The following is a 24,885-nucleotide window of genomic DNA, read 5'->3' as shown; positions in this document are numbered from 1 at the left end:
GGAGTAAACGATGAGTGACCACGTCGAGCGGTTGGAAAAGAAGATCGCGCAGGCGAACGCGGAGCTGGCGTCGGTACAGGCCGCCGTGTCGGCGGCCGAGCTGCAGATGAGCACCTTCGCGTCCACCGTGATGTCCAAGGACGGCTCGGTGGAGGCGACCGTGGGCGCCCAGGGCGAGCTGACGGGCCTACGGTTCCTGGACGGCAAGTACCGTTCCATGTCCCCGTCGCAGCTGGCCGACGCCGTGCTCGACACGGTCCAGGAGGCCCGCTCGCACCACGCACGCGCGGTACGGGATCTCTTCGAGCCGCTCACCCGGCCGAGCGCGACGATGCCGGAGCTGCCCGGCCTGGAGATCGACTGGGACCGGATCGTCGGGCCCGCGGCTGACGAGCTGCCCGAGGGGCCGGGAGCGCGGTCGGCGAACGACCGGCTGCGGGACGAGATCAACGAGGACGACGACATGGCCGACAGGGCATCGCGCCGCCGGTGAGCGGCGTCATCGCGGCATTCCGAGCGACGGAGACAGACATGGCAGACGGCACTTCCTTCGAGGTGGACCCCGAGCGCGTCACCTCGGGCAGCTCCCTCATCACCGAGTTGGGCTCGTTCGCCTGGGGCATCCTGAGCCAGTTCAACACCGTGATGGCCGACACCAGTTGGACCGGCAACGACAACAACGGACACAAGATCCGCGACAACTTCGTGCAGAACCGGGACTCCACCACGAATACGCTGACGTCTCTCGCCCAGGCTCTCGAACGGACCGGTGAGGCGACCATCATGAACCTGAAGACCACGCAGGGCACCCAGGACGACATCATCGACGGGATCAACGACCAAGCGGGCGAGTACGGCGGTCGGCGAGGTTAACCCATGGCTATTATGCCGACTTCATGGCAAAATGTCATGACCTTCATTCTCACGGGCGAGTTCTTCCCCAAAACGAACGAGGACGAAGCGAATCAGAAGAGCCTCGACTTTCAGGCGACCAAGATCAGTGTCGTTTCCCTGAAAGGAAAGATACGCGAGGCCATCGCCTACGTCGGCGATTCGCTGCCCGGGGAAGTCGGGACGAAGTTCATCGATTCGATGAACGTCATGCTGCCGTATCTCGACCAGCTCACCGACGGCATGGACGACGTGTCCGCCGGGCTGCGGAAGACGGCCATGGACATCCGCGAGGCCAAGTGGCAGCTCATCGCCGAACTGATCAGGCTGGCGTTGGAGATCGCCATCCTTACGGCGCTGTCGTACGTCACCGGCGGGGCCTCGCTCGGCGCGATCGCCGCCCGCAAGCTGATCGCCAGGGCCCGGATGCTGGTGATCCTGCTCGAACTCAGCATGCGTTTCCATCTGCTTCCGACCATCACGGAGGCGATCGAGGAGGCGTTCCAGACCCTGATAGTCCGGCTGTCCCTGATGAAGTGGGGCCCGGACGGACAGCGGCCCGACGGCATCGACGGTGGGGCCGTCGTGTTCAGTTTGTTCTTCGGCGCGATGGGCGGCGGGTTCGGGTCGATTTTCGGCGACATAGCGAAGAAGATCAACAACGGTATCGACGACATTTTCAACAACACCCTGAAGGACCCGCCGAACAAGTGGGGCAACAATTTCGACGGCACCTACCTCAACGGCCCCAACAATCACAGGGGCGGCGGCAACGACATCCCGAACGGTTCAGGCGGCAACAGGAACGGTGACGAATACGGCAATAACTACGGCAACGGCAACGGCGACAAGTACGGCAACGGCAACGGAAATAGCAACAGGTACGGCAAGGGCGACTTCGACGATCACGACGAATTCGACATCAAGGATCAACCCTTGGAGTTCGTCGCCGACGGCGGAGCCGAGGCACTGGCCGAAGTCATCGCCATGGGCGTCTTCTACGGGAACTTCAGCTCAAGCTGGATGACCTTCGTGGGCGCCGGGCTCAGTGAGCGGGTCGAGGCGGGTCTGGACGCGAGCATCACGAACGGCATGGGCTCGCTGGGCAGGCGCGCCGGGCACAACTACCTGAACGACAACAAATTCAGGTCCAACGAATTCCAGAGCGGCAACTCCGTGGGCACGAACACCTGGAACGGGAGGGGGAACGGAGGCGGGGCAGGGGGCGGCAACCGCTCCGGCGGCTCGGGAAACAGGACCGGCCACTCCGAGACGTCGGGCAGTTCAGGGAACGGCGACGGCCTTTCGTCCACGCCCGACCTGTCGAGCCTGGAGACGAACTTCGACACCGGAAACGCCAACGGCGTCAACGGTGACGGCCCCGGCTTCAACGGGAGCTCGAGTGGCCTGAACAGCAACGTCGACTCCGGCGGCTTCAACCGGAACTCCGTAGAGCTGAACGGCAACTCCGAGGGCCTGAACTCGAATTCCAGGAACCTGAACGGGAACCTCGACGTGGACGCCCCCCTCGGCGACGCCAGGAGCGGCACCCCGATCACGCCGATCACGCGGATCACCTCGTCCTCGGCCATCCCGGACGTCAACGGCTATTCCGACCAAGGGCAGGGGCAAGGTTTCGACACAGCGACGGACAACCTCGCCGACCGTCCGTCCACGATCGACAGCGACACGCCGCGCACCTCGGTTCCGACGTCCTCCAACGGGTCGTCCCAGGGCCTGTCCACAAACACCAGCACCAACACCAACACCAACACTGGTGGCCGGAACGCGCACGGCGAAAGTGATGTCGACGCCGACGTACCGATGCACCAGGGCCAGAACAAGGGCCACGACCTGAACACGGCCCCGGTCCCGGTGAGCCCGTCCTCCAACGTCACTTCTCCGTCGGACGGGACCGGTCATCGCGCCCCGAACTCGCCCACGACCACCCCCGACGGCAACGCCAAGGGCAAGACCGGTGAACCGGAGTTCCACGAGGACGTCGACGTCGTGCGTGACGAACACTCCGACGCGGTACGCACGTTCACGGACCCCGTCGACCCCGTCGACCCCGTCGACCCCGTCGACCCCGTCACGGAGCTTCGGCACCCAACGGAGACGGACGTGGGGAGCAGCCACGACGTCGCGGCTCTGGAGGAGGCCACCACCGACGCGGAGCATGCCCCGGGGCAACTGACTCAAGTCGAGGACCACTTGCGGGACGTGGGCGTGGAACCGTACGGCCAGGCGCCGGACGCCCGGTCCGACATCGTTCCGGTCGTTCCCCGTGATGGCGGCCAGCGTCAGTGGATCGCCCAGCGGGTGTCGCCCGGGGATCTGCCCACCGGCATGCCGGATCTCGTCGACGACGGCACCGTCGGTCTCGACGACCTGACCACGGCCGGGGTCACGATCACTCCCGCTCTTCAGGCGCAGGCAGGACTCGGGCGCGGCGCTCAACTTCCCCTGTACGGCAGCGGGTTGTCTTCGGTCGATCAGGCCCGGCTGCTGATGCTGCGGCCCGGACCGTGGCCGCAGGCGCTCGACGTCACCGCCGCGAACGCGACACGGCGGATGTGGCAGGAGTCGTACACGGACTTCACGAACTCCCTGCCGGCGGACGCTGACGCGGACGCGGACCCGGCCGAGGACGCTCTCCGTGCGTGGAACACCGCCGTCGGTCTGGTTCTGCCGGTGGCGCCGCACCCCGTGCTCGCCGATTCCCGGTATGCCGGCGAGGAGTTCCGGGACGGCGTACGAGAGGTCGCCGAGCTGCTCGTGACGGGCGGCGACTCGCGGGCGGCCACGGATCTCGCCGACCGCCTACGGCACGGATTGGACCTGCCGGTCCGGGTCCGCGGCGGTGGCCCCGACGGGGCCGATGCCGCACAGGCCGTCCGGACGTCCAGTCTTCCGGTGCCCGCGCCCGGCTCCCCGGCGCCCCCGGCCACCGGAAGTCCCGTGTCCGACGCCGCGCCCGCCCCGGTCCCCCGCCCCACGTCCTCCCCAGTCCCCCCTGCCACGTCCTCCCCCACCCCGGTCCCACTCACCACCTCGTCTCCCGTGCCGGATTCCGCGGTGGGCGCCGATGTGCGGACGTCCGAGGAGGCGAGCTCACCGCACCAGGCCGCCACGCTCTCGGTGGCCGCCCTCGTGCCGGTCCGGGCGCTGCCGCGGCCGTACGTCGACTTCGACGAGGGCGGCAAGCAGCTCGACGAGGACCGGCTCCGCCAGATCGACGAGCTGGCGAAGGAGGTCGTGGCCGATGGGCTGCGCGACCTGAGTGCCGGACTCCGCGTTCCCCGGATCACCGTCACCGGCTTCGGCAACGGCTCCCGGTTCGCCATCGGGTCCGGTGCCGCCACCATGGCGCGATGGACCGGGAAGCGCCGGGCGGACGCGGTGGCCGACGCGCTGCGGATCGCGATCCGCCGCGAACTGGCCACGTCGGGCCCGGCGTTGGTCGCGGTACGCAAGCGCTGGGGCAGGGAGGTGGACATCGCCGACTTCCCGATCGTCACGCGCGGCGGGGGACGTACCGACCCTGTGACCGGCACGACCGGCCCGACCGACACGCCGGCCGCGCGGCGCCGGGCCGTCATCGACGTCGAGCGCTCGCCCCTGTGGCCCGTGGTCGCCAGGCTGACACAGCTGTACCCGGAACTGGGCTCCGGCTCCCTCAGCCTCGACCAGGTCGCCGAACTCGCCCTGCGCCGCCCCGGCGCCGACGTGGACGACATCCGGGGGTTCGCGCGGCCGACGCCGACCGCCGCGGTCGATCCCCGGTCCTCGTTCGCCACCGACGCCGTGCCGGGCCGCCTGAGCGCCCTGTACGACCTGGTGGCCGCCGCGACGGCCGCCGGGCGGGCCACCAGCGCGGCAGCCCTGACCGCCTTCCACCTGAGCCGTCAGGGCGTGTTCGCGGCGGAAACCCTCCTCACCGCGCCGGACGGCACCCCCCGGGGCCGCAACTGGACAGGCCGTCCGGGCCAGGAAGCCGACACCTCCGCGTATCACGTGGTGGTGGAGGCCGATGGCACCACCACGCGCCATCCGTGGCCCTGGGCGGGAGCTACGGGCGCGCCCGAACCATACGTGCTCAGTACCGAGGACGGCGGCCACACGTCCACCAGGCTGGCGCTGGCCGACGGCAGGCGGTGGCGGCTCTCCTCGGAGGAGTTCGCCGAACTCCTCGCCATGGACCCCGCCCTGACGGGAGCCGACCCCGACGTACGGGTGGTGCTGGCCTGGACGGAGGCAGGCGACATGGGCCTGGATCTGCCTCGTATGGCCGCGTTCCGCTCCGGTCGGCAGGTGTGGGCGCACCCCGGCACGGTCACGTCGGACACGGACCCGAAGACCTCCCGCCTCCGCGTCAAGGTGTCCGACAACCGTGACGTCAAACAACCGCTGGGCGCCTGGATCAGGAGCGAGCCGGACGACTGGGACGACACCGACCAGTCCAACCTGGCCGAAGACCCGTTCCTGAGAGCCGACGGAATGGCCTTCCGGTACAGCCGGATCAAGAGCGTCACCCTCGCCCTCGACGGGCGTTCGACCGGTCGGATGCTGATGGGCCAAGAGGACCAGTGGGCGCGCGAGCAGGTCTCCGCGCACCTGGTCACGACCTCCGAGTGGTACGACGTCGATCCGGTCACCGCCAAGCCGGTCGGCGCCCCCCGTAAGGTGCCGTGGCAGGGGCGCAGGGCCTACTTCCTTCAGGTACACGGCCTGCCGGGCAGGACGGCGGTCAGCACCGGGCGCGACACCGTCACGGCGCCGGGCCGGGACGTCGCCCGCGTCGTCCGCCGCCGGCCCAGCCTGCGCCGACTCCCTCCGGACGTCCCGATCGTGCTCGTGTCGTGCTGGGGCGGCGCTTTGGCCGGCCGGAACGAGGGCGGCTTCGGGGGCCCCGGCCCCTTCGTCGCCGACCGCCTAGCGGCGCCGTCCGCCGCCACGCAGTTCGCCAACGAGATGCGGCGCACTGTCTTCTCCCCCACCCGGGTGGCCGTTTCCCTGCCCGACGCGGTGCATCCCAAGGTGGGGGTGTTCATGTTGGCCTCGGGGGAAGCGGCCTACTGGCAGGAGGCACGCCCCGAACCCGAGGGGAGCGCTCTGGACGACCTCGCCCGGATCGCCGGCCTCGACGACCCGCGGATCGGCGAGCCGGAGCGACGGGACACCGCCCTGCGGCTGGTGCGCGCGTTGCGCGAGACCTTCGGCGCCTCCGTGGAGGACGACCGGGACGACCCGGACGGCACCTACCGGAAACTGCTGAGCGGCCTGGGCGCCCTGGAGTCGATGCGGCGGCGGGATCCGGACCTCGCGGGCAGCGGTCCGTTCACCCTCGAACTGCTGGAGCGGATCACCTGGGCGCACAACGGACAGCGGGCCGCCCCCGGTACCCCGCGGCCCCCGGCCCTGGACCCGGCCGAGGTGCGCGTCACGCTCGACGCGGCGCTCGCCGCCCTGGACGCCGACAGCGGGACCGCCCTGTCCGCCTTCGTCGCCCTGCCCAGCATGGACCGGGCCCGGGAACTGCTGGCCATGGGCGACCCGGACGCGCGGGCCCGGCAGGTGCTGGACATCCCGCCCGGCCGGAGCGTCGAACCGGCCGACCGCCAACGGCTGCTGTGGGCCACCGTCCGGGCCGTCGAAGCGGTGGACAACCACCCCGACGCGGATGCCCTCACCAGGCGGGTGCTGCACCTGCCGGCGGCGGCGGACCCCGGCACCCCGGCGCACCGGGAAGCGCTGCTGTGGACCGCGGCCGGGGCGGCGGCGGTCGGACGCGACGTCCACCGCCCGACCGCGCTCGCCGCCTACGGCCTGCAACGGCACGGCGCCTTCGACCCCGCCAACCGCATCTTCTCGACGGGCGGCCAACCCGTGGGACGGAACTGGTCGCCGCGCGCGTACACCGGTCGGCTCGGCACCGACACCTACGCCGTCGTCGACCCCACCGGGGGCGGCACGCAGCCGGACTACCCGACGCCCTGGACCAACGGCCCCGACCGCGGCACGCCGCACGTCGTGGTCCTGAGCCCGGGTACCGAACCGGACACCGTCCTCATGCCGGGGCCCGGCGGGACCTCACGGGACGTGCCGTACGAGGAGATCGCCGAACTGCTCCGCCACGACCCCCAGGTGAACGCGATCGACAGCTGGGGCACGCGCATCGTCCCCGTGGGTCTCGGACCGGACACGCGAGGACTCGGCCGGGTCCTCGCGAACCGTGACGCCCTCGGCCACCTGGTGGTCGCGACCCAACGCCCCCTGGATCTCCGGCGGAACGCGTCGACGAACGAACTCGGCCTCGTGATGACCACCACCGCGTACAACAGGAACGGGGACTGGTCCTTCGTCCGCCCCAGGAAACTCCGGCAGTCGGCTCCGGCTTCGGCCTCGGCCTCGCCCCCGGTCATCACCTCCGTCAACACCCCGCCGGTCACCGACGTGTCCACCGACTCCGGTGTGTCGACCTCCGCTCCGGCCGACCCGCCGGCGACGACGGACAGCGCGCCCCCCGCCGTCCGTTCGCGATCCACCGTGCCCCCTGCCACCCGCTCCCTCGCCCCCCGGCTGAGCACCATCCCGGAGGACGCCCCCGCACCCGTCCCCGTCCCGCCGCCGACACGCACACCGCCAGCCCCACCCACACCCGTCCCGCCACCCACACGCACACCGCCAGCCCCACCCGCACCCGTCCCGCCCGTACCCGCACCGCGCCCGCCGGCCGTTCCCGCGCCGCCGCCCGCATGGGTCGGCCAGGACATCGACAGGCGGCGGCCGCCGCGTATCGACCGCAGTCTGCCTGCCGCCCCCGTGGACGGCGGCGGGCCGGTGCAGTTCACCGACAGGACCCGGCTGCCCGCCTACATGGGCGGCATCGCCTCCCGGCTCCCCGGGATCTCCCCGGACATCGTGCGCCGTTCCTACGCCTTCGGCCAGAGCGACCCCGTGCTGCGCGGCGTCGACCAGGTCACGGCGGAGGTCGTCGGGCGACTGCGAGGGCGGCTGGCCCCGGCCGCGCCCACGAAGCACGAGAAGCGGTGGGGCATCGTCCGGCGGAGCCTTCAGGACGACGTGCGGCAGCGGCTGACGCGGAATCCGCGCGGCTTCTCCGGCGACGGACAGCAGTTCACCTACCGCACCACCGGCGGCCGTACCCGCGTGGTCACGGTGACCGCCCGCCCGTACGGGAACTGGAGCCGGTTCGCGTTCGGCTACGCCAACCCGGTCAAGGTGGACACCATGGGGCGGAAGACCATCACGACCGGCCGGACCGCCGTCAACAGCACGTCCACCTCACTGGTGCCCGGCGTCCCGCTCGGGCCCGCGAAACACCTGTGGAACGCCTGGGGCCGGGCCGCCTTCCGCAAGTCCTGGGGCAAGCGGGCGCAGTACGGACTGCAGAACCAGACGATCAACCAGACCGAGACCCGCACCACCGACGGATCCCACCCCCACCTGGGGGACGTCTGGTACGACATCACGGTCACCGACCGGCTCGGCCGCCCCGTCGACAACGACGGCAAGGCCGTCCCGGAGGGCAGCGCGGGGGCGGTGGGCTTCGGCTTCGCCGTCCGGGACGGACTGGTGGTCCGGCTGGCCGACAGCATCACCGACCGCAAGCCGCTCCCCGACCCGCCGCCCGACCGGCTGAACCTCACCGGCAGACCCCCCTACCGCCTGGTCAACACCGAGTCGTACGGCCCCGTGGCGCACATCCGCGACTGGGCGTTGCGCCAGGCCGGGGTCAAGTCGGACAGCTTCGCCGGCTCGCAGCTCAGCGACTTCTTCTCCACCGACGGCTTCCACCGTATGAGCGGCGTGCTGAACGCCGGCCGGACCACCACACCGTCGCTCTTCCGTGACGCGACGGCCCTCTCGCCGCTCGGCGTCTTCTCGGTGGACGTCCGCTCGGGCGACGCGGTCCTCATCAGCGACACCACGGCCGCCGAACTGCGCGACATCGCACAGTCCACGATCAGCAACGAACGGACGGTGGGCCGGTCGAAGAACAACGAGGTCAACGGCGCGGCCGGGCCGTCCCTCCAGCTCTTCGGCCTGGAACACGGCAAGTTCGACCTGCGTCTGCTGTTCGGGATCAACGCCCGTTACGCCGCCACCCGCAGCCGTACCTCGACGACCGGCGGCAGCGGCGCCGTCAAAGTCGCGGGACAGGCCAAGGGCGACCGCACCGGGCTCTACATCGTCCAGAAGACGGTCACCGTCACCGCGCCGCCCGACACCAAGGCCCCGCTGCCCGACCAACGCGGCGACGGGGAACAGCGGCGGGGCAAGCTGCGCAAGAACCGGCCGCAGGAGTGGAGTCTGCCGCCGCGCAGCGAGACCTTCCAGACCTGGGCCGTGGAACGGATGACCCATACGGAGGCCCGGCGGCTGGCCGGTACGGACCGCGGCCTGCCGCGCGGCCCCGAGCCCACCCCGCCGCCGTACCTCACCGGGGACGACCCGACGACCCTGGGCATGGCCCGCCCGGAGGAGTTCACCTTCGAAGACGGCGCCTTCACCCGCACCGTCGACGGCCGGGAGCTCACCTTTCCCGAGTACCTCGCGGAGCGGATGGTCGAAGAGGTCGCCCGGGTCCACCCGGACCTGGTCGCCCCGCTCGCCGAACTCAACGCGGACAACCCGCGCTGGCGCGACGCCGACCACTTCCAGATCGTGGCGGCCAACACCCAGGAGGTGCTGAACACACTCACCCGCCATGGCATGGCGACCAACCTGGAGACGATGAAGACCACCGGGCTGCGCATCACCCTGGTCGACTCCGGTCGCCTCACCCGGGGGCTGCGGTACGTGTGGCTCGACGCCAGACTGACCGGGCGGCGTTTCGAGGGGACCCAGAAGGACCTGAAACTGCGGTTCAGCGCGCCCGGAATGGAGAACCTCGGCGGACAGCAGAGCGGCGGGCGCGGCCTGCACCTCGGCGCCGAGGGCCTGCTCTCGCTGCGCGACACCGCCACCGACAACGTCGGCAGGCCGCTGCGCGCGGGCACGGCGTCGTTCGGCGGGCGATACGGCGTCCGGCACGACTCCGACAGCGGCTACGGCCCGAGCGTCACCCACGAGGCCATGTCCATCGGCACCAAGGGCTCGCACCTCTACAGTTATCTACTCACCATCACCGCCAGACGGGGCGGCTTCCAGCGGTTCCGCGGCCTGCTGCGCGGCATCCTCTTCCTGAACCTGCTGGGCACGCAGCCCTTCGTCTTCTCGGAGCCGGAGACCGACCTGCTCGGGACGGCCCCGCACGTCGCCGGGCCGGTGCTCGGAGCGGTACTGCTGAGCATCCCGGTGGAGCACGTCCCCAGCCACCGGGCCACCACCCGTGCCCCGGAGCCCGGGCACGGCCTGCCGTTTGGTGTTTCGCACCGGGTCGCCCGCGATCTGACGCTGGCCACCCCCGCCCTGTTCGAACAGGCCGCGCACCACCCCGCCCGGAACCAGGCCGAGCGCCACCCCGCCCAGCAGTACCGCAACCACCCCTTCCTCACCCTGACCGTCACCACCCATCCCGGGCTCGCCCGGGCCGTCCAGGAGACGCTGGAGGAGGCGTCCGGCGGTTCATGGCTGCTGTCGCAGGAGGGCGCCCCCTCGCACGACGCCGCGATGCGGGCCTTCCAGAGCCAGTACCTCACGGCCAACTTCGACCAGACCTCCAGTCCTCTCGGCTGGCGGGTCTCCGGGCTGTGGGACAGGGCGCCCTACCTGAACCGTTCCTCGGTCCTCGCGCACCGCACCAGGATCGCGCCCCACACCCTCACCGCGCTGACGGGTCCCGTCACGGTGGACACCGAGACCACGATCGGCGGCATCACCCAGGCCACCGGCCGCAACGCCCGTACCAGCACCGTGTTCTTCGGCGGCCAGCTCGGCTACCTGAACTCCCACGACACCGGGCCCGGAGTGACCGGCACCTACGGTGTCGTCGCCAGCCCGTACCGGCTCGACCGCTCCCGGGTGGTCGCCGTCTCCCGGGTCGCCGTCGCCGAGATCAACCGCAAGGACTTCAACCGCCACGTCCTGGTGACCGGTGACGTCCAGCACGAGATCGCGGCGGCCTCCTCCACAGTCGGCCGGACGGCGCTCGGCTGGAGCGGCATGCCGCGTCTGCTGGCCGGGACCGCGGGACGGCGCGTGCTGGTCCAGGACGGCTGGACGGGGCACATCCCGGAGAAGAGCGCCCACCGGCTGGGCCTGCTCACCGACCCCTGGGGCACCGTGCCCCTCTACACCCGCCGCTCCTGGTCGCCTCAGCCGTGGCTGCCGGCGAACCCCTTCGGCAGTTTCCAGGTGAACTCCCTCGACGCGGCGTCCGTCCTGCTCGACTTCGACCGCAAGCTGCGTCCGCTCGGAATGTCCAAGGCGGACCGGGACACCATCCACCGACTGGTGTCGGACCGGGTGGTTCGGGCACTCGGCAAGGAGATGATCGGCGCCGGTTCCTCGGTGGCCGCGGGAATCGGCCGCTGGGGCTCAGGGACCGTGCAGTGGTGGATCGGCGAGCGGCAGGTCAGGGCACGTGCGGAACTGATCCCGGTCAGGGTGCCCCGCACCTCGGTCACCACCGACGGAGACGGCCCGGGGTTCGCGGGCCTGGGCCACAGCGTGGAGCTGGAGGAGCACCGGCAGGCGGTGGAGACGGTCCAGGAAGGACGCGGCCGGGTGTCGGGCGCCAGTGTCGGCACCGTCGTCACCGAGGGCGTGGCCACCGGCGACAGCACGGTGAAGTCGGCGGGTCCCACCTACTCCGAGGTCGGCTCCACCCAGCAGAACGCGGCCGAGAACCGCTCCACCGGCGGCGTACGCATCGCCACAGCGACGACCACCCAGGCCCACGGCGAGTACGTCACCCGCTACCGGCTCCGCCTCAGCCTGGAGATCACGGACACGGGGCACGCGAACGACGACGGCGACGGCACCGACAACGCCGTCACCACAGCCACCACCACCGGTGCCGGCCTCAGGAGACGGGCGGGGCGGTGGGGTCGGAAGGTCACGGGCCGACGGCGGTTGTCCGTCGTCTCCGAGGGGGAGGTGGGAGACCTGATCGAGCACTACCCCCTCAGTCTGATGCGTCCCGATCCAGACGTCCGGGACCCGGCCGACGGCGGTGCCCCGGAACCCGACCCGCTCGCCCCGCCGGTTCTCGACCCGCCCGGCGCACCCCGCAAGGTGGACGTGCCGGGCGACATGAAGACGAGCGGCTGGCACGACGTGCTGCACCCGCGCGACCGCACCACGAAACCGTTCACCCTGCCCGAGGACGGTTTCAAGGTCCGCCGGGTCGTCGGCCTGGACCAGCTGCACCACGCCAACACCCTGGCGCTGGCGGCCGCGTACGACGCTTCCATCGACGTGCCGGAAGCCGGCGGCCCGAGTGACGAGCTGCTCGCCGAGGCGCTGGACACTCCGCTGACCCGGGCCGGCACCGGTTCCGCGCAGAACATGGAGGACGGCACCTCCAACGGGGCGCTGACCGGCTTCTACGACCGCACACTGACCGCGGAGGGGTACCAGGTACCGGGCCTGACCGACCGCGGCTTCTTCGGCGGCGCGGACGGCGACCTGACGCTGTACTCCAAGCCCGACTTCGGCAGGGCCCGGCTGCTCACCGTCACGGACGGGATGAAGCACGAGGCGCCCAGACGGGACACGCACGCCGGTGGCACGTCCGCCGCCCGCGTCGGCAACACCGAATCCTCGCTGGGCGGCGGCCCCGTCACGTCCTCGCAGAGCACCGGCTCCAACCAGATGGGCGCCTCCGGCCCCGGCGACTCCTCCACCGACTCCGAGGGTTTCACCACCCGTGGTGACCGGCTCGCCTCGGTCAACGTCAAGCCGAACGCGACGCGTTCGTTCCTCTTCGCCATCCCCACCACCTGGCTGAGCGTGGCCGCCGTCCACCACCACGTCAAGGACAGCGGGGCGATACGGACGCTGCGCAGCCCGTTCGGCGACACCACCCGTGCGCCGCAGGCGGTGGAGACCGACACCACCGTCCTGGCCTGGGTGCGTGAGGACATCGCCCGCGACCTCGGCCTCATCGACGACACCGGCTTCCCGCCGAAGGCAGCCAGGGCGTGGGACGCGGTCACCGAGGCCGACAAGGCGTGGACGGCCGCCGACAAGGAGTACTGGCGCCTGCGCCGCGACACGGGACCGCAGCGGGTGGCGGAGCTGGAGCAGGCCGAGCGGAACCTGGCCACGCTCACCGCCCGCTCCCCCGAGGCCCGGGCGCAGGTCTTGGCTGCGCGGGAGGCCCTGCGGCTCATCGAGGACGAGACACAGTCCGCGGAACCCGACCACGACGGCTGGGCCGACCTGCTGGCCGCTGAGCAGGACGGGCAGCGGGAACGGGCCGAGGCGCGGCTGCAGGACGCGCTGCGGGCGGCGGAGGAGGTGACCGCCGCCGCGACGGCCCGGGACGCCGCACAGACCCGGCTGGACGAGTTCACCGTCCGGTTGCAGACCGCGCGCACCACCGCCGAGGCACTGGCCGACGAGTACGCCCGGGTACGCGAGGACGCCGACCGGCTGACCCGCTGGCACCAGTTGAACGCCACCGACGCCGGCCGCCTGCGCCCCGGCGACATTCGCGAACCCGGCGAGGTCACCTTCACTCCGCCGCCGGCCGGGAGCGACAGCGCGCCCCCGAACCCCCCGAAGGGCGAGACCAGGAAAGACGATGGGAAGAACGGGACCGAGAACGGCGGGACCGAGAACGACGACGTCATCGACGAGCGCGCCCGGCCGGCATACGCACGGCCGCCCTGGCAGCCGGACCCGGAGCGGCCCGGCGTACGCTTCGACGCCGCCACTGACCACCGCACCCTGACCACCACCGACCCCGACGGCCGGACCCGGCGCTACGACCTGCACCGGCCGGACGTGGACGGCAACGGTTTCTTCGCCGCCGTCACCCACGGCCTCGGCGACCTGCCCGTGCCCGTCGATCTGCTGCCCGAATGGGTCGCCCACAGCCGGGAACTGCCCGCCGACGCGGCCCTCGACCCGGACGCCGTGTTCCACACCCGGGAGCTGGACGACAGGATCGGCGGCGGTTTCGCCGGCGACGCGGACCTGCGCGCCGGCGTCGAGGCCAACGGGGGACGCCTGACCGACGCCGTACGCGACGGGCTCACCCCCTTCCAACGGCGGCTCCTGGTCCGGCTCCATGTGCGGCTGGCCCGCCGCTGGGACGACACCACGGCCGACCTGGCCGCGTCCCTGACCGCGCGCAGGCTCGGCGTCCACCTGACGGTGGTCGAGGAGGACGGCTTCGCGCGGCAATACTCCGGCGCCGAGCCGGGGGCCACCGGACCGCTCCACGAGGCGACCGTGTACCGCCGGGGGGACTCCTACCTGGCCGCCCTGCCGCGCCCTCTCGACCCCACGGGCCCGCCCCCCGCCGTCACGGACGCCGACACCGCCCCTGCGCGGCACACCACGGCAACCGTCGACGGGCAGACGACCACGACCACTTCGCCGCCCCCCGCACCGCCCGTACCGACCACCCCGCCTCCGCCCCCACCCGTACCCACGACCCCGCCTCCACCTCCGCCCGTACCGACGACCCCGCCCCCACCCCCACCCGAGCCGACGACTCCCCCGCCACCCGTACCGGTGGTGACGGCGACGGCGACGAACGAGCCGCCCGTCGAGGGAGGCCGTACCGATGGTGAAGGGCGTTCCGTCGGCAACCCGAGGGGCGACGGACGGGACAGGGACTCGGGACTGGACACGGATCTGGACTCGCCCCCGCTCGACCTCCCGGTCGTGGACCGTGACGAGGTGCAACGCCGGTGGATCGCCCAGCGGGTGACGGAGGGCGACCTCCCGGCCGATCGTTCGGGCCTCGGCATCTCCGACCCTGACGGCATCTACGACGTCGAGGATCCCGAGGACCAGGTCCGGGCGCTGATGGTCAGGCCCGGTACCTGGCCCGAGGCGCTTCAGGCCGTCGCGGCCCGGGCGACCCGGCGGATCTGGAACGAGGAGTTCGCGAACTTCGCGGACACGGTGCCCGACGCCGACCCGGAAGCCACCCAGCAGGCCTGGGACCAGGCCGTCGGTCTGGTCATGCCGGTGGAGTCGCACCCCGTGCTCGCAGACTCCCGGCATGCCGGGGACGGGTTCCGGGATGCCGTACGGCAGGTCGCCGGTCTGCTGGCGGCGGGCGGGACGCGGGCAGAGGCGCGGGCGCTCGCCGACCGGCTCCGGCACGGCCTCGGCCTGCGGCCCGGGGGACGCGACGGCGCCCCCCACGCGGCCGGTGTTCCGGCACCGTTGCCGGACTTCCCGGCGCCCCGGACCGCCGGAACGTCGGAAGCCGACCCTTCCGCCACCCCGGCCACCCCGGCATGGATGCCCGACGACGCGAACGTGACGGGCCCCCTCGACTTCAACGCGCTGATACCGTCGGCAGAACCACACGGCACCGGTCCGGGCACCCCGGCAGGCTCCCTCGGTTCGGCGGACATGGACCTGGACACTCCCGAGCCCGAGGGATCACCGGCTCCCGTGCCGTCCGCCACCGATGCCCTGTACCACCAGACACTCGTCGGCATCTTCGGCACCGGCATCACCAAGAACCAGCGTCTGTACCGGCAACTGCACAACGCCGTCGGGCGGCTGGACAGGCTGCGGCAGGCCGCGGAGGACTCCGGGCTCCGCGACGGGCAGTTCGACCTGGACGCCGTGGCCCGCGAGGTGCTGTTCCTGGACCAGGGAACTCCGGTGACCGACGCGCATCGCTCGGACCTGTTGCGGATCGCCGTCGATCCGGGCATGGAACAGGCGCCCCATCTGGTGAAGCTGGCCGCCTTCGGCCTCACCCTCCGGGGCGCCCTGTCCCGGGCGACCGCGCTCACCGGCTCCGACGGCACCTCGTACGGACGCAACTGGATCGACGACCCAGGCGCCGGCAACCTCCTGGACCTGAACCTGGACACCACGGCGGTGCTCGTCGAAGGCGACGACGGAACGACCAAGGACACCGATCACCGCGCGGCACCGTGGCGGCAGCGACCGGGGCAACCACGGCCGTTCGTCATCCTCGCGGGCGGAAACGCCGAAGTGCTCACCGTGCGGCTGCGCGACGGCACGGAGGTCACGGTGGGGCACGACGTGTTCATCGAACTTCTGACCATGGACCCGGTGCTGGCGGGACTGCCCGCGGACGTCCCCGTGGTACTGGTCGTCCCGTACGCCGGAAGCCGGCGGCCTCGGATGCCCCGCAAGCTCGCCGACCGGCTGGGCCAGGAGGTGTGGTCCACCAGTGGCAAGCCCGCCCTGCACACGGACGACAACGGGACGTCCGCCTCGATCGCCCTGGAGCAGCAAAAGGGCGTGCCGCGCGGCGACTGGATCCGCAGCAGACCCGGCGAGGTGCTGCCGGACGACGGCAGGGACGTCCCCGAGTGGGAACGCAGGGCGGTCAGCTACACCCTCGTCGCCGACGCGGAGGGAAACCCGCAGCTCGGCAGGGCGTACTTCAGGCCGAGCGAGCTGGCCGGGAGCCGGGAGCACACGTACCGCAACCTCCACCGGATCACGTCCGAAATACGGTTGCACCCTGGTTCCAAGATCACCATCGAGACCATCCAGCCGCGCGTCGGCGCCGGTCACGGCGAGCAGGTGTACCACCTCGTCCTGCACGGCCTGCCGGGGACCGTCGCCATACCGCAGGAGGACGGCTCCACCTACCACGCGTCCGGCGAGGAGTTCACGGGCTCGCTCAGGCGGAGCCCGAGTCTGCGCCGGCTCCGCGACGAGGACTGGATCTACCTGGAGGCGTGTTGGGCCGGTCGAAGCACCGACGGCAGGGGCGTGCGTGCGGCCACGAACCCGGCCGTGTCCCTGCCGCCGTCCGCAGACCCGCTCGCGGACATATCGGTGGCCCAGACCGTGGCCAACGGCATGCGGAAACGGGTACGGGCGCCGGACCGCGTCGGCGGTCACGCAAGCCCGCCCGGCTCGAACTCAAGCTTGCAGACGGCGGTCATGGCCGACGCGCAGGGGCGGGGCGGCCAGATCCTGGAGTTCTGGCCCGAGCCGCTCGACGCGGAACTGGACGACCGCGCCCGCACCGCGGGCCTGCACACCGGACCGGCGCCGGCGCCGGGGGAGATCCGGGACCGGACCCTGCGGCTGGTGCGCGCGCTGCGGCTGGCCCTCGGCCCGCGCATCGACAAGGACCCCTCCTACGACGACCTGCTCCGGGGCATCGGCGCGCTGGAGTCGATGTGGTACCAGGATCCCGGGCTGACCGGGATGGGCCCCTTCACCATGGGGCTGTTCCAGCGGGCGGCCCACGCCGACCGGCGGGATCACGGTGGTCGCGGAGGCCTGCTGGACGCCACCGCCTACCGCGCTCTGCTCGCGCGAGCGGCGGCCGCGCCCCGGGGCGGCGCGCTGACCGACTTCGTCCGTGTGCCGCAGCTCGTCGCGGCCGCCCAGCAGACGCGGTCCGACAGGAACCTCCCCGCGACCGCTGTCAGCGTGCTGCGCCTGGACCCGTCGGCCACGGTCGGCGAGAGGGAGACGACACGCCTGTTCTGGACCCGGGTCACCGCCCTCGAATGGCTCAGCGGGGTGACCGACCTGGGCGCCACCGCCGCCACGGTGCTGCACCTGAACGCGCCCGACAGCTCGAAGAGCGCCCAGCTGGCCGATCTGGCCGGCATGGCGATCGCCTCCGGACGGAACCCGTACAACCTGGTCGAGCTGGCCACCTTCCACCTGGAGACGATGGGAGCCTTCGTCCCGCAGACCGGGATGCGCGACGCCGTCGGCCGTCCGGTCGGCCGCAACTGGGGGCAACCGCTGTCGGCGGGCGCGCACCTGGACGGGTCCGTCCTCACCATCGTGACGCCAGGGCCCGACGGCCGGCCGCGCCGCACCGGCCAGGACCCGTCGCCCTGGCTCGCCCCGGGCAAGACCCCCGCGTACGTCGTCTCGGCGGTCGGCGCCGGTTCCGGCCGGACCTGGCTCAACCTGCCGGGTGGCCGGTTCGCCGTGCCCGACGCGGAGCTCGCCGATCTGATCGCCCGCGACCCCGCTCTCCTCACCCGAGACCTGTATGACACCGACATCGTGCTGGCCGGCGTGGCGGCCGACGCCTCGGTGCCCCGGCCCGGCGCCCCTCTCCCACTGCGGTACGAGGTCGTCCGGACCACGGCCAGGTCCGTCTGGACCTCACGGGTGACCGCGCCCCTGGGAAGCAGGACCTCCGGGCCGGTCTCGGTGGGCGGATCCTCCGCCGCCGACTGGGGCGTCACAAGGCCCGCCGACGTGCCGCGGCCGCGGCAACCCGGGGACTCCGCCCAGCCCCAGCCCACGCCACCGGCCGGCGGGCCGTCGCAGGTCACCACCACCGCGACTTCGGCGACCGGATTCACCCCCCTCAGCGCCGCCTCCGCCCCGCCCCCGGAACCAGGACCAGGACCAGCACGAGCCCCGCAACCGGAACCGGCGGCCGGCCCGGACACCGACACCGACACTGATCCCGGCGAGCCCTCCCGTACGGCCCCGGACACGGACCCGGATCCGGAAGCCACAGAGCTGACATTGCATCAGGCAGGCGGCGACGGCGCCTGGTTGCCAGGAGCTCTGGCGGACGCGCTGAAGGTCCTGGCCCCCGGCCGCCTGCACCGGCCGGGCCTGGGTGTGTCGCTTTCGGGGCCGGCCCCCGCCGACGCGCTGCACCGCTGGGTCGAGTCCCGGCTCGCCGAACCCGACGCCAAGGAGCGTGCCCCACGCCTCGCCGCTGACGACTGGGCCGGTGCCCGTCCCATGCTGACCGTTGATGAACTGAGGGCTCATGGCGTAGAACTGATGAGAGATCAACTTGCTTACGCCACTCTCACGGGAGGGCTGATGCCCGGGGAGGTCACCCTCTCTCTCGCCCAGCGGTACCGCTTGCTGCGGCGGTGGGGCGAGGCCGGCGCCACCGTCACGGAGACCGTCGCCGCCCTGGCCGCGGCCGATCTGGGCATCCGCATCACCGTCGTCGAACCGGGCGGCGCCGTACGGCACTTCGACCCCGCCCCGGCCGGCGAACCATCGGCGGCCCGACCGTGATCCCCTGGTCACCCTCCCACCATCTGGACGACCTCATGCCACCTCAGCCCACGGCGGCCTCGCCCGTGCCCACCGCATCGCATGACACCGGCGCCGACACCAGCACCGGACCGCCGCCCCTCCGCGACGCCCCGCCCGAGCCGCCCGAGGAGGTCGTGAAGGCCGCCCGGCTCGCCCCGGACCACTGGATCAGCGCGGTCGATCCGGGCTGGCGGGGTGAGGGCGTGCCGCCGGACTTCGCCGTGGCCGGCCGTTGGCGTTCCGGAGTCGGCGGGGAGATCGAGGAGTGGGAGGACAACGACGCCTACCGCCCCTCCCCGGAGACCCTCGGCTGGCCGGAGCCCACGGACGCCGTCGACGCCGCCCTCCAACTCGCCGTCACCGGTTACGGACCGCCCGAGGACGTGGCCGACGCTCTGGCCGCCGCGGAAGTCTCGGTGCTCACGCTGCCCGACGGATCGCCGGTGACCGCCACGGCGATGGACGGCACCCCCGTGGTTCCCGTCTTCACCTCCACCGTCCACCTCGACCTCGTCGGCGGCTTCGCCTTCGCGCGCCGGACCACGGCCGAGCTGTTGCCCCAACTGCCGCCCGGACACCGGCTGTACGTCAATCCGTCCAGTCCCGCGGGCGCGGTCCTGGAGCCCGGAACGCTGGAGGGGCCCGAGGCGGAGCCCGAGTAGGAGCCCGAGCGAGTCCGCGTCGCCCGGCGTTTACCGACGAGAGGTTTGGAAGCAACCAGGAGTAACCCAAAGTTGGTTGAGTAATGAGCTGAGGTTCGAGCACTGGAAAGAGCTTGTGACTAATGGGACTGGCATGAAGGCCATGTGTGTCGGGAGAGGGCCTACGGGTGGGTGAAGTGAGTACGCCGACGGAGGAGGCCGGATGAGCCGCTGGAACGGCCCTCTGGCCCGACGCCGTGCCGTCGCCGCGTCGTCGCGCACCGAACGGGACGAGGACCGGGAGCGGTCCGCCCGCACCGGGCCGGGACGGGGGCCAGGGCAGAGACCGGCGCCCGGAGCCGCGCAAGGGCCTCGGGTACTGGTCGAGGACCACGACGGACTGCTCCTGATCCGCCCGTCCACGGACGACACCCTGCGCCCGGCCGACCTCGCCGACCTCGCCCGCGTGCTGCGCGCCGAGGACGGCGGCACCGTCACGATCGTCGCCGTCGCCGAGGGCTACGCGACGGCACTCTGGCCCCGGCTGAGCGAGTCGCTCGACTCGCTGCGGGAGGCCGGCACCCGGTCCGTACGGCTGGTGATGTCCGGCGCCGGACGCGACCACCCGGACCGGCCCGCCCTCGCCCGCCGGATCTCCGAGGCATGGGACCTGACGGTCGAGGCCCCCGACGGGCCGGCGCTCGTGGTGCCGGGCGGCTCGGTGTTCGTGGCTCCCGCGGACGGCGGCTGGTGGCGGTTCGCCCCGGAGCGGAAGCCCGAGAAGCTCGGGCCGCGCGTCCCCTCGCCCGACTGGGAGTCCGCGATACGCCGGGCGCCGGTCCGCACTGCGGACGGCTGCGTGGTGGACCAGATCCCGGCGGGCCTGCTGATCCGCCCGGTCGAGGCGGCCGCGCCCCGGCCCGGCGACCTGTTCCACGCCATACCGGTCGACCCCAGGCGTCCCGCCGTGGTCGTCGGTGTGCCATGGGGCGAGGACGTCGTCGCGACCGACGTCGCCGAACTCCTCGGCGCCCTGCCGGCTGCCGTCCGCCCCGGCGTCCGGCTCGTCCCCGGCGGACGGCGGGACGTGCTGCCGCTGGGCCAGTCGGTGGCCGGTCTGCTGAACTCCGAGGTCGAAGTCACCACCGGGCTTCCGCTCTTCGCCGCCGACGGCCCGCTGGGAACGTACGGGGTACGGTCCGTGGTGGTCGGCCCGGACGGCGATCCGCGCTGGCTGCCCTACGTGGACGCCGTGATGTGCCTGCCGCCGACCAGGCCCGGGCCGGATTCGCAGCCGGTTCCCGAGCCGGACAACTCCTCCGCTCCCGGCCGCGTCCCCGCCCCCCGGCTGCTGCGCTGGTCCTCGCCGGTGCCGGACCCCGGCGGTGCGGACAACGGCGTGGTCCGCCTCTCCGACGAGTGGCAGGCCACGGTCACCAGGGCCGGGCTGTGGGTGGGCCCCCGTGACGGCACTCCGCTGCCGAGGAGCCTGCACCCCGTGAGCATCGAGGGCCCGATCGTCGAGGTCGGCCGCACCGGCGACCGCCTGGACGCCTCCCTCTGGCCCGTCCTCTCCCGCCTCCTCGACCGCCTCGCCCCCGACGTCCGCGCCCGCACCGCTCTCCACGTGCACGCCGTCCCGCCCGACGGCGGCCATGCGCTGCGCACCCTGACGGCCGACCACGCCCTCCGCGTCATCCGCTTCGCGCCGCCCTCGCGGACGCCACGTCCGCTGCCTCGGGGCGGGGCGGTCGTACGGGCGAGCGGTGCGGTGGGCGGGACGGCCACCGTGGCTGTCCCGCACCCGATGGCGGTGGTCGGCGCCGCCGAACAGACCGCGGCAGCCGTCTCCGCACCGCCGGCGGGGACCACTCCGGCCGCTCCGGCTCTCCCCGATCCGCCGGCGCCACGTCGGACGCGGATCACGGCAAGCGGCGCAGCCCGGCCGGGTCCGGCGACCCCGGCTGCCGGGTCCGGGCCCGCCCCGGCCGGAGGACCTGGACCGTCGGAGCCACTGTCGTCACCTGCCGCGTCACTCGCCGAGCCGACCGCCGAGCCCGTCACCGGCTTGGTCTCAGTGCCGCCCGTCACCGGCTTGGTCTCGGGGCCGCTCTCGGGGGCGCTCTCCGGGCCGCTCTCCCCGGCGGAGGCTACTGAGCCGGCGGCATCCGGGCCGGCGGTTTCCGAGTCGGCCTCCGGACCCGCCTCCGCGCCGGAGGCGCCCCGTCCCGACCCGGTCGCCACCGGCGCACCTGCCGCCCCGGTCACTCCCGCTGTCCCCGCTGCCCTCGTCGCCCCCGTCGCCCCCGCCCGCCGGGTGCCGACCGCCGGGGGCGCTGCGCCGCAGCCGTCATCCCCGGCAGGCGAGGAGGCCCCGCGGACGCGGGCCGACGGCCCTGCCGTGCCCGACACCGCCCCCGACACAATCCGCGCCCCCGGAGCCCGGCCCCTGGCAGAGGTACCGGGCGAGTCCGGCGGCAGTCGGCCGCTGCCCGTCGTGCCGGTGTCGCCTTCGCACCGCAGTACGGCCCCGGAGCGGAACTCCTTCCGGACCCTCGCGGAGCCGGTGTGGGAGCGGCACAGCGCGGCGGTGAACCGGGCACTGGCCGGAATGCCCGCGCTGCGCGGGGAGGAGCAGGAGGCGGCCCGGATCGACCTGATCGCGTTGCGGATGTATCTCCGGAACGGCGAAGGCCCGCTGAGCCACGAGGAGTTGACGAGTTCGCTGCGGGCCGGCGAGCAGCGTCTCGTGCCGTACGCCGGATGCCTGGCGTCGGGGCTCGGGCGGCTGCCGTCGTATCGCGGAGCGGTCCTGCGCGGCTGGGGCGGCGCAGACGGCCACGGCAAGCTTCGGCCCGGGGCGGTGCTGCGGGATCCGGCACCGTTGAGCGGGCTGCCGCTCGACCCGGCGAGAAAGGCCCGGGTCGCCGGCGTGGGCTTCGCGATCTGGTCCATCACCGGCTGCCGGGTACGGCAGCTGCTGGACGGTGACGACGAGATCGTATTCGCCCCGGGCACCACCTTCAGGGTCCTCGACGTGCGTACCAACGGCGCGGTCCCCCTCGTTCTGCTGCGCCAGCTGCCCGAGTCGCACGCGGCATCCAACGTCCTGGAGGGCGCGGACGAGAGCGCGCTCGCACGGCTGGACCATGCCCTGATCGACCGTATGGCGCCCGGCACGGGCGACTGGCCGGGCCGCTGCGCCGGCCCCATCGGCGACCGCTGATACCGCACCCCCCGCCCCCACACCGTCCGCTCCCGGACCCCGCCCATCGACAAGGAGCAGTGCTCATGCCACGTCAGCACGAACCCCCGGCCCACGGACCGGCGTCATCCGTCGCCGTCCGCCGTACGGTGGCCGTGCCGGCGCCGGACGGAGACCCCGGTGCCGACCTCGGCCCGCGCGTCCCCGGCCCCGCCGCCCCGGTGCCGATACCGTTACCCCCCGCGCCGGACCCCGGGCGGCTCCGGGGGCACGCCCGGTCCACCGCCGCGGAGCAGCAGGAGCCGGCATCCGCAGAGCAGGAGCGGCAACAGGCGCGACGGCAGCGGGAGACGGCGTCCGCCGAGCCGGAACCCGAGGCCGGCGTCGGCACACTCCTCGCCGGGAACGACGACGGCACGAACGGCGCGAACGGCGCGGACGAGGCCGGGCCTGCCGAGGCACCGCCGGGACGGCCGCGCGGCCCCGTGCTGGCCGCGGCCGGCATCGCGGGGGCGGTGCTGATCGCCATACCGTTCCTGATCCTCGGCCTGAGCGGAGAGGACAGGGACCGCACGGTCAGCACGGCACCCATCGGCGGTACGACGCTCGACCCCGGCATGTCCGACAACGACCTGCGCGCCGACTACTCAGCCGAGTCCCCGTCACCCTCGGCATCACCGAGCACGTCCAAGTCCGCGCCCGCCACCAAGTCCGCGGCGCCCACCACGGCCAAGGTCACGCCCCAGCCCGTCGCCAAGGAGACGCCCGCCCCGAAAGCAACGAAGGCCGCGCAGGACGCGAAGGCGACGAAGGCCCCCGCGCCCACCCCCCGGCAACGGGCCAACGCCGCCTCGAACCGGTCGAACGTCCTGCTGAAGAACGCCGCGACCGGCCAGTGCGCGGACATCCCCGGCGGCGGACAGGGCAAGGTCGACGGCGCGGTGAACCAGCACCCCGCCTGCTCCCGCACAGACAACATGCTCTGGGACCTGGTGGTGGCCGACAAGGACGGCGGGCCGGCGGGAGCGAGCCTGTTCGTCATCAGGAGCACCACGGACGGGCTGTGCGTGAACCTGCCCTACAACGGCACTGTCGCGCCCGGGACGTTGGTCCGCGAGGGCCTCTGCAACAACACGACCGCGGACAACCAGCTCTGGTATCTGGACCCGCGGCCGAACAGCACCTACTGGGTCCGCAACCTCATGAGCAACCTGTGCCTGAGCGTGAGAGGCGGCTCGTCCGCCGGAAAGAACGCCTCGATCCGGGTGACGACCTGCGGCGACACAGCGACCTCCGCGGAGCGCTGGATCGTCTCCTGATTCCTCTCCTGGTCAAGCAGGCAGCCGGCCCCTGCTCGCAGCGGCCGGCCACGCCAGGCTCTCCGCTCGTTCAGATCATCGACGGCCTGCAGAGCGTCGACAGTGACGTGCTGGAGGCGCGGACCCACGCGACGCTCGGCCTTGGCACCCGAGAGACCTCCGTGCCGCCGGCCATCGCCGCCCACAGCGCCTCGGCAGCCCGCGAACCGGGCGCGCGGGCCATCGGCCATCGGCCGGAAGATCGCCTCCTGCGCGTCCGCGGCCCTCAACCGGCCGCTCACACGCCGGATACCGCTGCCCGCAGACCCTGCGACGGCCATCTGCTCACCCACCTGGCGGCCGACCTGCTCCTCGGCCGGCGTGGCGGACCCGCTATCTCCTCGTGCAAGACGAGCTCGCGCCCCTGATCCCAGGTGAGCTTTCTGTGGGCCGCGGGAGGCAGGTCGGCGGTCTGTCCGGTCAGTGCATCGCGCATCTGCTGGGCTTTCCACCCGTCCGGCAGGTGCATCAGGCGGACGAAGCGCGTCGCGCGGTCGACCAGCGTTGCCCTTGCCGAATACCTCATCCGCGCAGATGGGAGGCGCTATCAGGCTGTCACAGCGTCAACTGCCGTACGGACGCGCGGATGCGCTCATGGGAGCGCGGCCGTCGCGGCACGATGGTGGGGCGTGCTGCTGAGACTGGCTTACCTGGG

Annotated in this window: 6 protein-coding genes; all 6 read left to right on the top strand. The window is 72.6% G+C overall.

All coding sequences use genetic code 11. The annotated features are described in order from the left end of the window. Window positions 1-10 precede the first annotated feature (10 nt). The 6 genes from ACIRA5_RS46235 (at window position 11) to ACIRA5_RS46210 (ending at window position 24,191) form a co-directional block, all read left to right on the top strand. Window positions 11-493, top strand: coding sequence for a YbaB/EbfC family nucleoid-associated protein (locus ACIRA5_RS46235; protein ID WP_403702405.1), 483 nt, complete (start codon window positions 11-13; stop codon window positions 491-493). 38 nt (window positions 494-531) lie between these two features. Further along, complete coding sequence (locus ACIRA5_RS46230; RefSeq protein ID WP_403702402.1) at window positions 532-873, top strand: hypothetical protein; 342 nt, start codon at window positions 532-534, stop codon at window positions 871-873. A 36-nt stretch (window positions 874-909) separates the two neighbouring features. After that, complete coding sequence (locus ACIRA5_RS46225) at window positions 910-19,005, top strand: lonely Cys domain-containing protein (protein ID WP_403702399.1); 18,096 nt, start codon at window positions 910-912, stop codon at window positions 19,003-19,005. A gap of 35 nt (window positions 19,006-19,040) precedes the next feature. Then, complete coding sequence (locus ACIRA5_RS46220) at window positions 19,041-19,688, top strand: type VII secretion system-associated protein (RefSeq protein ID WP_403702397.1); 648 nt, start codon at window positions 19,041-19,043, stop codon at window positions 19,686-19,688. Between the two features lie 202 nt (window positions 19,689-19,890). Then, entirely contained in the window at window positions 19,891-22,893 is a 3,003-nt protein-coding gene (locus ACIRA5_RS46215; RefSeq protein ID WP_403702394.1) for a hypothetical protein, read from the top strand. A gap of 65 nt (window positions 22,894-22,958) precedes the next feature. Then, a complete protein-coding gene (locus ACIRA5_RS46210; protein ID WP_403702391.1) occupies window positions 22,959-24,191 on the top strand; it encodes an RICIN domain-containing protein in 1,233 nt (410 codons plus the stop codon). Window positions 24,192-24,885: the final 694 nt, after the last annotated feature.

Source organism: Streptomyces sp. NPDC096311, from assembly GCF_044763085.1.
In the GTDB taxonomy this organism is placed as follows: domain Bacteria; phylum Actinomycetota; class Actinomycetes; order Streptomycetales; family Streptomycetaceae; genus Streptomyces.
Note: the sequence above shows the minus strand (reverse complement) of the source record. Positions and strands in the feature narration are given on the sequence as shown.